The sequence below is a fragment of the Nocardioides hwasunensis genome (assembly GCF_014779665.1).
Taxonomy (GTDB): Bacteria; Actinomycetota; Actinomycetes; order Propionibacteriales; family Nocardioidaceae; genus Nocardioides; species Nocardioides hwasunensis.
In genome coordinates this window covers 32,985-44,333 of sequence record NZ_JACXYY010000005.1, presented here as the reverse complement: position 1 = coordinate 44,333, position 11,349 = coordinate 32,985, and the positions used below count along the sequence as shown (strand labels likewise).

The window sequence follows — 11,349 nt, the reverse complement described above, 5'->3', positions numbered from 1 at the left end:
GACCGCTTCCGGGCGACAGGCGTACCTAAAATAGGTGAAGCTCAGTGCACAGGTGATCCGCCTTTGGGACGAATCGGTGTTGCGACGGTCACATCACGAGGCGAGCAGCCGCAGCGTCGTCTCGCGGTTGGGCGAGGTGGTCGCGTCGGTGCCCGCGTGGGCACCCGAGACCGGGTGCACCATCACCTCGTCGACGCCGTACTCCCCGGCGAGCTCGGCGATCTGCTTCTTCGCCTGCTCGGGGTCGCCGACGACCCAGCGTCGTGCCATCGCCTCTCCGAACGAGCGCTGCTCCGAGGTCATCTCGACCGCCTCGGCCTCCTCGACGAGGCGCTGCGGCAGCAGCGGCGCGCCCGACCGCAGGGAGAGCATCATCTGCATGTTGGGCAGCGCCTGCCGGCGCGCCTCCTCCTCGGTCTCGGCGACGACGGCGTTGACGGTGAGGAAGGTGCGCGGCTCGGGATGCTCCGGGGAGGGCCGGTACGACGAGCGGTAGAGGTCCAGCGCGACGCCGGTGCCCTCACCCTGGAAGTGGTGGGCGAAGACGTAGGGCAGGCCCTTCTCCGCGGCCAGGCGCGCCGAGTAGTCCGAGGAGCCGAGCAGCCAGATGTCGGCGACCGAGCGGGCCGACGGGGTCGCGCGCAACGGCTGGCGCCGTGGCCCGATCTGAAGCTCGACGCCGTCGGTGGTCATCAGCGTGCGGATGTCCTCGACGTAGTCGGGGAACTTGCTGACCGCCTCGTCGGCCGACTCCGCGCTCCCGCCGCGCAGGACGTACCTGGTCAGCGGGTCGGTGCCGGGCGCGCGGCCGATGCCGAGGTCGATGCGCCCGGGGTAGGCCGCCTCCAGCAGGGCGAACTGCTCGGCGACCACGAGGGGCGCGTGGTTGGGCAGCATCACACCACCCGAGCCCACCTTGATGCGCGAGGTGGCGGCGGCGAGCATCGCGATGAGCACCGGCGGGTTGGTCGCCGCGACGGCCGGCATGTTGTGGTGCTCGGCGATCCAGTAGCGGGTGTAGCCCAGTTCGTCGGCGGCCTGCGCGAGGCTGCGGGAGGCGGCGATCGCGTCACCGGTGGTCTGGTCGCTGCGGACGGGCACGAGGTCGAGCACGGAGAGAGCAGTCACTGTGATCCCAGCGCGATCGACGCCGCCGTTATTCCGATTGACCTCTGGTGCACATGAGGTCCTACCTTCGTCAGGTGAGCACCAGCACCACTCCCAGCGGGACCGAGCCCCGCGAGGGGATCCTGTCCCCGGCCTACGCCGCGACCACCGTCGGCCTGTTCTCCCTGATCGTGTTCGCCGCCTTCGAGGCGATGGCCGTCACCACGATCATGCCCACGGTCGCGCGGAGCCTGGACGGGTTCGACTACTACGCGATCTCCTTCGCGGCGCCCTTCGCCAGCGGAGTCGTCGGCATGGTCGTCGCCGGCATGTGGTCCGACCGGAGCGGACCGCTGCGCCCCCTCGTGACGTCGATGGTCACCTTCGCCCTCGGCATGGTCGTCTGCGGGACCGCGCCTGGCATGGAGGCCTTCGTCCTCGGCCGCATCGTGCAGGGGCTGGGCAGCGGCGCCATGATCGTCGTCGCCTACGTGCTCGTCGGGCTGGCCTACCCGGCCCGCCTGCGCGGTGCCGTCTTCGCCGCGTTCGCCGCGGCCTGGGTGCTCCCGGCCCTCTTCGGGCCGGGTGTCGCGGCGTTCGTCGCGCACACCGTCGGCTGGCGGTGGGTGTTCCTCGGCATCGTCGCCCTGATCGCCGTGGCCGCCGTGCTGGTGACCGGGACCGCGCGCTCGCAGCCGGTCCCGGTCGATCCGGCCCCCACCCCGCGCTCGCGCCTCGGCTGGGCGGTCCTCGCCGCCGTCGCGGTGCTCGCCCTCGAGCTGCTCGGGTCGGGGCGCGGGCTGGTCCTGGTCGCGGCGGCGCTCGCGTTCGTCCTCGTCGTGGTCGGGCTGCGTCCGCTGCTCCCGGTCGGCACGTTGCGCGGCGGCCGAGGGCTGCCGTCCGTCATCGCGACACGGGGCCTGCTGAGCGCGTCCTTCTTCTGCGCCGAGGCCTACATCGTCTACGTCCTGCAGGAGCGGTGGGACCTCACGCCCGGCCAGGCCGGCATCGCCCTGACCTTCGTCGGCCTGGTGTGGGCGGCGTCCAGCCAGGCGTCGTCGCGCCTCAGCGAGCGGGTGTCCAACGAGGCCGCGCTGCGGTTCGGGACGATCGTCGTGCTCGTGGGCGTGACCGGCATCGCGCTGCTGGTCTGGCTGCGCTCGCACGGCGACGGGGTGCCCGCGCTCGGACCGATCGTGGCCTACGTCTTCGCCAGCATCGGCATGGGCTTCGCCTACCCGCGCACCGGCGTGGCGATGCTCGCCGCGACCAGCGACGAGGACCGGGGATTCAACTCCTCCGCACTCACCGTCGCCGACTCGCTGGGCGCCGCGCTGGCGCTGTCGATCAGCGGGATCGCCTACTCGGTCGCGGTCCGGGCCGACCTCGACCCGTTCCCCGTCGTCTACGTGCTGGCGGTCGTGATCGGCGTGATCGGAGTGCTGGCCGCGTGGCGGGCCGTCGTGCGACCCGACGCCGTCAGCGGTACGTCGCCCGCCTGACGATCACCTCGAACGGACCCCGACGCCCGGTGCGGCGCAGCCAGTCGGCGAGCGCCACCGTGAGGAGCCAGGCGCTGATCGCGAGCAGCGCGTCGGTGGCGATGGTCAGGTCGTCCGCGAGGCCGAGCAGCGCGGGTGTGAACGCCAGCGTCCACACGACCGACTGCGCGAGGTAGCAGGTCATCGACCGCTGGCCCACAGCCTGCAGCGCGAGCACCACGCGGCGCCCCGCGCGCCCCGACTCCTCGATCCGCAGGGCGAGCAACGCGATGAGGGCGGCGTACCCGAGCCCGCCCAGGACGCCCGTCGCGTCGTGCAGGGCGGCCAGCCGCGACAGGGTCGGCCCGTCGGGCACCACACCGCCTCCGAGCTGGAGCAGGGCGAGCGGCTGGGCACCGACGGCCGCGGCGGCGACCCCGCCCAGCCCGACGGCGAGCAGACCCCGCGCACGCCGCGCCCGATGCTCGGCCGCCGGCCGCTCGAGCAGCCGTCGGCGTCCGGCCCAGAGCCCGAGGAGGAAGGGGCACGCGAACCCGACGGGTCCCAGCGAGGCGATGAACGCGGACGCGAAGGCACGGTCCACGAGCATCGCCCCGAGGTCGGTCGGCAGCATGGTGGCGAGGTCGGGCCCCTCGGTGGCGTCGGCGAGGGTCCCGTCGCCGGGAAGCGCCGTGAGCAGCCAGAACGCCGCCGCGACACCGAGCAGCCAGCCGTCGCGCCAGCGCACGGCCCACGCACCGACGAGGAGCAGCACGCCGTAGGCCGCGAGGATGTCGCCGACGTAGAGCAGGACCGCGTGGAGGAAGCCGACGACGACGAGCACGCCGGCCCGTCGCCACAGCAGGCGGCGCACGGTCCGCGGTCGTGCGTCCCCCTGCCGCCGGACGATCTGCGCGACGCCGTAGCCGAAGAGCAGGCCGAACATCGGGAACGCGCGTCCGTCGACGAAGGTCGTGGTCGCCCACGCCACTGCCCGGTCGACCGGCCCCTGCCCGAGCGGGAAGCCGCCGAGGTACGACGACCCCACCAGGAAGTAGTGCGAGTTGGCCAGCGCGATCGCGAGCAGCATCACCCCGCGCGCCAGGTCCGGGCCGAGGGACCGTTCCGTGGTGGGCGTCGACCCGGCGCGGGGCGCGGCGGTGGCGGTCACAGCCGTAATACTAGAGCGTTCACTCCATTATTGACAGCGGACCGCCACCGCCGGTCGCTCAGGAAGCCTGGTCGAGCGTCGGGTAGTCGGTGTAGCCCTCGGCCCCACCGCCGTAGAACGTCGACTGGTCCGGCTCGTTGAGCTCGGCACCCCGGCGCCAGCGCTCGGCGAGGTCCGGGTTGGCGAGGAACGGGCGCCCGACCACGACGGCGTCGGCCAGTCCGGTCTCGAGCAGGTCCTCGACGGACTTCAGCGAGGTGATGTCCCCGAAACCGCTGTTGAGGAGCACCACGCCACCGAAGCGCTCGTGGAGGTCGCGCACCAGGGTCTCGAGGGGCTCGAGCGGGCTGGCGAGCACGCTCAGGTAGGCCAGCCCGAGGGGGGCGACGCCGTCGACGACCGCGCGGTAGGTCGCGGTCAGGTCGCTGCCGGGCTCCTCGGTGATGCCGTTGAACTGGTGCCCGGGGCTCAGTCGCAGCCCCACCCGGTCGGCGCCGATCGCCTCGGCGACGGCGGTGACCACCTCGACGACGAAGCGCGCACGGTTCTCCGGCGACCCGCCGTAGACGTCGTCGCGGACGTTCGAGGCCGGGTCGAGGAACTGGTGCAGCAGGTAGCCGTTGGCGCCGTGCACCTCCACGCCGTCGAGCCCGGCTGCGATCGCGTTGCGTGCTGCCGTGACGTAGTCGGCGACGAGGCCGGGGATCTCGTCGGTGCCGGGCGAGCGCGGCACGTCGTGGGGCAGGGAGCCGGCCGCGGTCACCATCTCGCCGGGCGCCTGCACGGCGCTTGGGGCGATCGTCTCGACGCCGTCCTTGTTGTCGGCGTGCGCGATGCGACCCGCGTGCATCAGCTGGGCCACGATCACCCCGTCGCGGGCGTGGACGGCGTCGGCGACCAGCCGCCAACCGGCGACCTGCTCGTCGGTGTAGAGACCGGGGACGTCGAGGTATCCCTGACCCACCTGGCTCGGCGCGGTGCCCTCGGTGATGATCAGGCCGGCTCCGGCACGCTGGCCGTAGTACTCGGCGTTCAGCGGGCCGGGCGCGTGACCGGCACCCGCACGGTTGCGGGTGAGGGGGGCCATCACGAAGCGCTGCGGGAGCTGCCAGCGGCCGACGGTGAGGGGCTCGAATGCACGGGACATGAAGGTGGTGCCTCCAGAGAAGTTGAGGAATGTACGACCTACCTCAGCCACCGCGCGGCACCGGTTGTTCCCCAGGGGGAGCGATGTCACACCCCTGCGGGCGTGCGCGTCCCCGCTGTCCGGTCCCCCCGAGACCGGACAGCGGGCACGCCTCAGCGACGCCGGAGCGCCGCCTCGACGAGGGCCGGCGGTGCGTAACCGCGGTCGGCCTCGTTGAGCGTGGTGCCGGGAGGGACGATCTCGTCGATCCGGTCGAGCACGTCGGCCGGCAGCGCCACCTCCGCGGCGCCGAGCTGCGACTCGAGCTGCTCCATCGTGCGCGGGCCGATGATGGCCGAGGAGATCGCCGGGTGGGCGATCACGAAGCCGATGGCGAGGTGGATCAGCGACAGCCCGGCCTCTTCGGCGAGCTCCTGCAGCGCGTACACCGCCTCCAGCTTCACCCGGTTCTCGGGGCTGTCCGGGTCGTGCCGCGCGGGCTGGCGGCTCATCCGGCTCGACGTCGCCGGACGCTCCCCGCCGCGGCGGTAGCGGCCCGAGAGCCACCCACCGGCGAGCGGGCTCCACGGCAGCACGCCGAGGCCGTACTTCTCGGCGGTCGGCAGGATGTCGCGCTCCACCTCGCGGGCCAGGATGGAGTACGGCGGCTGCTCGGTGACCGGACGCTCCCGCTGGCGCTTCTCGGCCACCCACTGCGCCTCGACGACCTGCGACGGCAGGAACGTCGACGTGCCGAGGTAGCGGATCTTGCCCTGCCGCACGAGGTCGGTCAGGGCACCCAGTGTCTCGTCGACGTCGACCCTCGGATCGGGTCGGTGGACCTGGTAGAGGTCGATGTGGTCGACCTGGAGCCGGCGCAGGGAGCTCTCGACCTCGCGGACGATCCAGCGGCGCGAGTTGCCCTGCTGGTTGGGGTCCTCGTCGTGCATGCCGGCGTGGAACTTGGTGGCGAGGAAGACGTCGTCGCGGCTGCCCGCGCGGGCCTGCAGCGCCTTGCCCACGATCTCCTCCGACTCACCGCGGGCATAGACGTCGGCGGTGTCGATGACGTTGATCCCGGCGTCGAGCGCGCGGTGGATGATCGCGATCGAGTCGTCGTGGTCGGTGTTGCCCCACGCGCCGAACATCATCGCGCCGAGGGTCAGCGGGCTGACCTGGACGCCGGTGCGGCCCAGAGGGCGGTAGTGCTCGTAGCTGATGCGCTCGTTCATGCAGTCTCCTTGACGTGGATCGGCGACGAGGGCGCGTACTGGCTGACGGGCCGGTCCAGCCCGTAGTGGTCGCGCAGCGTGCTTCCTGTGTACTCCGTGCGGAACAACCCGCGCGAGCGCAGGATCGGCACCACGTGGTCGACGAAGGCGTCGAGCCCGGAGGGCAGGGCGGGCGGCATCACGTTGAAGCCGTCGGCCGCACCGCTGGTGAACCAGTGCTCGATGGCGTCGGCGACCTGCTCCGGCGTGCCGGAGAACGTGCGGTGCCCGCGTCCCCCGCCGAGGCGACCGATGAGCTCGCGCACGGTCAGTCGCTCCCGCCGGGCCAGGGTGACGATCAGCGTGTAGCGCGACTTCGCCCCCTCGATCTGGTCCTCGTCGGGCAGCTCGTCGGGCAGCTGCTCGTCGAGCGCGAGCCGCTCGGGCGCCACGCGCAGCGTGCGGGCGAGCTGGCGCCGGGCGTACTCGGGGAGGATGAGCTCGTCGAGCTCCTCCTCGAGCGCACGGGCCTCGGCCTCGGTCGACCCGATCGCCGGGACGATGCCCGGCAGGACCAGCAGCCTCCCCGGGTCGCGCCCGAAGGTGACGGCGCGGGCCTTGATGTCGGCGTAGAAGTCCTGGGCGTCCTCGAGGGTCTGCTGGGCGGTGAAGATGGCCTCGGCGTGCTGCGCGGCGAAGTCACGACCGTCCTCGGACGAGCCTGCCTGGACCAGCACTGGGCGCCCCTGCGGCGACCGCGGCAGGTTGAGCGGTCCGGCGACCCGGAAGTGCTGGCCCACGTGGTCGATCGGGTGCACCCGGCAGGTGTCACCCCACCGGCCGGCCGCCTTGTCGGCCAGGATCGCGTCGTCCTCCCAGCTGTCCCACAGCTTCGTCGCGACCTCGACGAACTCGCGCGCGCGGCGGTAGCGATCGGCGTGCGCGGGCAGCTCCTCGAGCCCGAAGTTGCGCGCCGCCTCGAGCGTGGCCGTGGTCACGATGTTCCACCCGGCCCGTCCGCCGCTGACGTGGTCGAGCGTGGAGAAGCGACGGGCCAGGTTGAACGGGTCGTTGTAGGACGTCGACGCCGTGGCGATCAGCCCGATGTGCGACGTCGCCGCACCCATGGCCGTCAGCAGGACGGTCGGCTCGAGCGCGCCTGCCGGACGGCGACCGACCTCGCCGATGAGGGCCGGGCTGTCGGCGAAGAACACCGAGTCCAGCAGGCCGCGCTCCGCCGTCTGCGCGAGGCGTACGAAGTGGGCGACGTCGGTGTTGGCCGCCGGGTCGCTCTCCTCCCGCCGCCACGACGCCTCGTGGTGCCCGGTGCTCATCAGGAACGCGTTGAGGTGGAGCTGCCGGCGCGACCCGGTCACGAGGCCGCCCTCTCGTCGAGGGTCGAGCGGCCGCGCACGGCGTCGTGGTCGTCCTCGACGCCTAGCTCGTGGAGCAGCTCGGCGCGCAGCCGCGCGAAGGCCGGGTCGGCCTGCGAGCGGCGGGTGCCGAGGTCGATCCGCGCGTCGTGGCGCACGACGCCGTCGTCGAGCACGATCACGCGGTCGGCGAGCACGATCGCCTCGTCGACGTCGTGGGTGACGAGCAGGACTGCCGGCCGGTGCACCTCGCAGAGCCTCCGCAGCAGGGTGTGCATGCGGATCCGGGTGAGCGCGTCGAGAGCTCCGAACGGCTCGTCGGCCAGGAGCAGCTGCGGTTCGCGCACGAGCGAGCGGGCCAGGGACGCGCGCTGCTGCTCGCCGCCCGAGAGCTCGTGGGGCCATGCCTTCTCCCGCCCGGCCAGGCCCACCTCGGCCAGGGTCTGCGAGCCGCGCTCGGCGGCGCCCGGGACCCGGAGACCGAGGACGACGTTGTCGAGCAGCCGCTTCCACGGCAGCAGCCGCGAGTCCTGGAAGACGACCGAGACGCGCTCGGGCACCGCGATGCGGCCGTGGCCCGCGACACCGCGGTCGAGGCCCGCGAGCGCACGCAGGAGGGTGCTCTTGCCCGAGCCGCTGCGGCCCAGGAGCGCCACGAACTCGCCGGGCGCGATGTCGAGGTCGAGGCCGTTCAGCACGCCGCCCGCCTCGTTGAAGCTGCGGTGCAGGGCCTGGACCCGGACAGCAGCGTCGAGCTTCAGCTCGCCAGTGTGCGACGCCATGACAGTGCCTTCCTCTCGATGAGCCGGACGGCCGCGTCGGCGGTGACGCCCAGCAGCGCGTAGACGACCAGGCCGACGACGATGATGTCGGTCTGGCCGTAGTTGGACGCCAGCGTGATCATGTGGCCGATCCCGCTCGTGGCGTTGATGACCTCCACCACGACGAGCGCGAGCAGCGACGAGGTCACCGCGAAGCGCAGGCCGAGCAGGAAGCCGGGCATCGCGCCCGGGAGCACGACGTGTCGGACGAACTCGGCGCGGCTGACGCCGAGGGTCTCTGCGAGCTCGGCGTACCTCCCCTCGATGGAGCGCAGGCCGTTGTGGGTGTGGATGTAGATCGGCACGAAGACAGCCAGCGCGATCGTGATGACCTTCATCGGCTCGCCGATGCCCAGCCACAGGATGAGCAGCGGGATCAGGGCCAGCGTCGGGATGGAGCGCTTGACCTGGATCGGCCCGTCGATGAGGGACTCGCCGATCCTGGAGAGCCCTGAGACCACGGCGAGGACCGTGCCGACCGCGACGCCGAGGCCCAGGCCGAGGGCGGCGCGCACCCCCGAGGTCACCAGGCTCTCCTGCAGACGGCCGTTCTCGACCAGCGTCCCGGCGGTGGCGACCACCGTCCACGGCTCGGTGAGGTTGCGCGGGTCGAGCAGGCCGGTGGCCGAGCCGACGACCCAGGCACCCAGAAGCGCCGCTATGCCGATCAGACCACCGAAGCGGATCGGGGCGCCGGGGCCGAGCCGGCGTCGCACCGGACGTACGTCCTCGGTCGCGGCGACCGGGCGCGCAGGCGTGGCCAGGGTGGCCATCAGGACCCCTCCACCGCAGCCGCGATGGCCTTCTCGAAGCGCCGGTCGTAGAGGGTCTCCACGTCGAGCGGCTCCTGGTCCTGCTCCTTCACGAGGGTGTCGACCGTCTGCTGGTGGCGGGTGATGAAGTCGTCCCAGTCGGTCGGCACGGTGAACTCGCCGAGCGCGTCGACGACGTACGTCGCGTCCTCGGGTGAGAGTCCCTCGTGGTCGACGTAGTAGGCCTGCGCGAACTCGTCGGGGTTCTCGGAGATCCACTGCTGGGCCTGCGCCCAGAGCCCCACGTACTCCTTGATCGCGGCGGCCTTGTCGGCGTCCTCGAGCACGGAGGTGGGCGCGTAGAGCGTCCAGGCGTCGTCGCGCACGCCCGGCGGGATCGTGGTGGCGCCGTCCTGCTCGTACTTCGCGAGGTAGGTCTTCACCAGCGACTGGCCGAGCGGGGCCACGTCGACCTGGTTGCTGGCCAGCGCCACGGAGAAGGCGTCGTCGACGCTCTGCATCTCGACGAGCTCGACGTCGTCCTGGGTGAGCCCGGCCTCGCGCAGCACGTTGAGCACGAGCGCGCCCTGGGCCTGGCCGGGGCTGTAGGCGATCTTCTTGCCCTTCAGGTCCTCGATGCGCGCCACGTCCACGCCCGGCGCGACACCCAGCTCGTAGGTCGGGTGCTCGGCGGGGTCGACGGTCTCGCGGGCGGCGACGATGCGGACGTCGGTGCCGGTCCAGTGCGCGAAGAGCGGTGGGATGTCCGCGACAGAGCCGATGTCGATCGCGTCGGCCCGGAAGGCCTCGAGCGTCTTCGGACCGCCGGTGATGTTGGCCCACTCGACGTCGATGTCGAGGTCGTCGACGAGGCCCGAGGTCTCCAGTGCCACCTGGGTCGCGGGGTCGCCGACGCGCAGCACGGTGCCGTCCGCGGCGGCGTCGGGCAGGGCCGCCGACAGCTCGAGCCTCGGTCCCGAGTCGGAGCTGCCGCAGGCGGACAGCGCGAGCAGGCCGACGGTCGCCAGCAGGACGGTCGGGACGGAGGTGCGGAACAGCGGGCGACGGTGCGGGTTCGGACGGGGCCCTCGTCGTGACATCACAGGTCTCCTTCGTGGGTGGAACCACCAAAGTAATGTAATCCAGTCGACTAACCACAGATTTGAGCGACAGGCGTTCCCTCGCGGGCGCGCGGGATCTCAGGCCGTGCGCAGGAGCGGGAGCAGCGAGTCGCCGACGCGCACGATCTCCCGCTCGTAGGGCGTGTCGCTCAGGACGAAGTGGGTGACGCCGAGGTCGGCGTACCGCAGCAGCGCCTTGGCCACGTCGTCCGGCGAGCCGACGAGCCAGGTCGTGCCGGCGCCACCGCCGCCCACCCGGCCCGGAGCGGTGTAGAGGCATTCGTCGAGGACGTCGCCCTGCTGGGCCAGGTCGAGCAGGCGCTGCTGGCCGACCGCCACGCGCCGGCCCGGGTCGACGAACCACTCGTCCGTGCCCTCGGCCATCGCTGCGACCCTGGCCTCCGCGTCGGCCCACGCCTCCTCGGTCGTGTCGCGCACCAGCGTGGTGATGCGCAGGCCGTACTCCAGGGGTGGCAGGTCGCGCCCGACCTCGACGCTCAGGGCGCGCAGGTGGTCGATGCGCGCCGCGACCCCGTCGAGCGGCTCGCCCCAGAAGAGCTGGACGTCCGCTTCGGCCGCCGCGGTCCGCTGGGCCGCTTCGGAGGCGCCTCCGAAGTAGAGCTGTGGGTGTGCTCGGCCCTCGCGGGCGACCGGCTTGTGCTCGAGCGTCGCGCCCGAAGCGGCGTAGTGCTCGCCCTCGACGGTGATGTCGTCCTCGGTCCAGTAGCGCCGGACCAGCCGCATGAACTCGCGGGTCCGGGCGTACCTCGCCGCCTGGTCGCCCTCGTCGTCGCCGTACTGCGGCTGGTGGTCCGGGCCGCTGACGATGTTGACCTTCACCCGCCCACCACTGAGCTGGTCCAGCGTCGCTGCCGAGGAGGCGAAGTGAGCCGGCGTCCAGTAGCCGGGCCGGATCGCGACGAGCGGGTTGAACGTGGTCGTGGCCGCGGCCAGCGCAGTGGCGACCGTGAACGTGTCGGGCCGCTTCCAGCCTGTGCCGATCAGCGCGCCGCGCCACCCGTGGTCCTCCGTCAGCCGCGCGAGGCTGGTCAGACGGCTCAGGCTGTTGTGCCCCTGGACGGTGTCGTCGAGGCGGTGGCCGGGGTCGACCTGGTTGGGGATGTACCAGAGGAACTCCATCGAGCGTCCCTTTCTGCATTTTCTGTAGTGAGTTACTACAGATAGC

The 11,349-nt window shown here is 72.3% G+C and carries 10 protein-coding genes; 1 reads left to right on the top strand and 9 read right to left on the bottom strand.

The genetic code is table 11. The annotated features are described in order from the left end of the window. Positions 1-93: 93 nt before the first annotated feature. Entirely contained in the window at positions 94-1,128 is a 1,035-nt protein-coding gene (locus tag IEZ25_RS12660) for an LLM class flavin-dependent oxidoreductase (protein ID WP_191199813.1), read from the bottom strand. A gap of 74 nt (positions 1,129-1,202) precedes the next feature. On the opposite strand from IEZ25_RS12660, the gene IEZ25_RS12655 reads away from it, so the two are divergent. Beyond that, complete coding sequence (locus IEZ25_RS12655; RefSeq protein ID WP_191199812.1) at positions 1,203-2,609, top strand: MFS transporter; 1,407 nt, start codon at positions 1,203-1,205, stop codon at positions 2,607-2,609. On the opposite strand, the gene IEZ25_RS22275 is transcribed toward IEZ25_RS12655, so the two are convergent. From IEZ25_RS22275 to IEZ25_RS12615, 8 genes are all read right to left on the bottom strand, one after another. Continuing rightward, the gene (locus IEZ25_RS22275; RefSeq protein WP_318152204.1) at positions 2,587-3,759 is read right to left on the bottom strand and encodes a DUF418 domain-containing protein; all 1,173 of its coding nucleotides are present in this window, start codon (positions 3,757-3,759) and stop codon (positions 2,587-2,589) included. The genes IEZ25_RS12655 and IEZ25_RS22275 overlap by 23 nt on opposite strands. A 58-nt stretch (positions 3,760-3,817) precedes the next feature. After that, positions 3,818-4,906: an alkene reductase gene (locus IEZ25_RS12645; protein ID WP_191199811.1), complete on the bottom strand. Its 1,089-nt coding sequence runs from the start codon at positions 4,904-4,906 to the stop codon at positions 3,818-3,820. A 152-nt stretch (positions 4,907-5,058) separates the two neighbouring features. Then, entirely contained in the window at positions 5,059-6,117 is a 1,059-nt protein-coding gene (locus IEZ25_RS12640; protein WP_191199810.1) for an aldo/keto reductase, read from the bottom strand. After that, complete coding sequence (locus IEZ25_RS12635) at positions 6,114-7,472, bottom strand: LLM class flavin-dependent oxidoreductase (RefSeq protein ID WP_318152203.1); 1,359 nt, start codon at positions 7,470-7,472, stop codon at positions 6,114-6,116. Before IEZ25_RS12635 ends, IEZ25_RS12640 begins: the two co-directional genes overlap by 4 nt. Then, entirely contained in the window at positions 7,469-8,251 is a 783-nt protein-coding gene (locus IEZ25_RS12630) for an ABC transporter ATP-binding protein (RefSeq protein ID WP_191199809.1), read from the bottom strand. The genes IEZ25_RS12635 and IEZ25_RS12630 overlap by 4 nt, the downstream gene beginning before the upstream one ends. Then, positions 8,227-9,063, bottom strand: a complete 837-nt coding sequence (locus IEZ25_RS12625) for an ABC transporter permease (RefSeq protein WP_191199808.1) — start codon at positions 9,061-9,063, stop codon at positions 8,227-8,229. Before IEZ25_RS12625 ends, IEZ25_RS12630 begins: the two co-directional genes overlap by 25 nt. After that, positions 9,063-10,142 carry an ABC transporter substrate-binding protein gene (locus IEZ25_RS12620; RefSeq protein ID WP_191199807.1) on the bottom strand — a complete coding sequence of 360 codons (1,080 nt, stop codon included), beginning with the start codon at positions 10,140-10,142 and terminating at the stop codon, positions 9,063-9,065. The genes IEZ25_RS12625 and IEZ25_RS12620 overlap by 1 nt, the downstream gene beginning before the upstream one ends. Positions 10,143-10,241: 99 nt before the next feature. Beyond that, complete coding sequence (locus tag IEZ25_RS12615; RefSeq protein ID WP_191199806.1) at positions 10,242-11,303, bottom strand: LLM class flavin-dependent oxidoreductase; 1,062 nt, start codon at positions 11,301-11,303, stop codon at positions 10,242-10,244. Positions 11,304-11,349 lie beyond the last annotated feature (46 nt).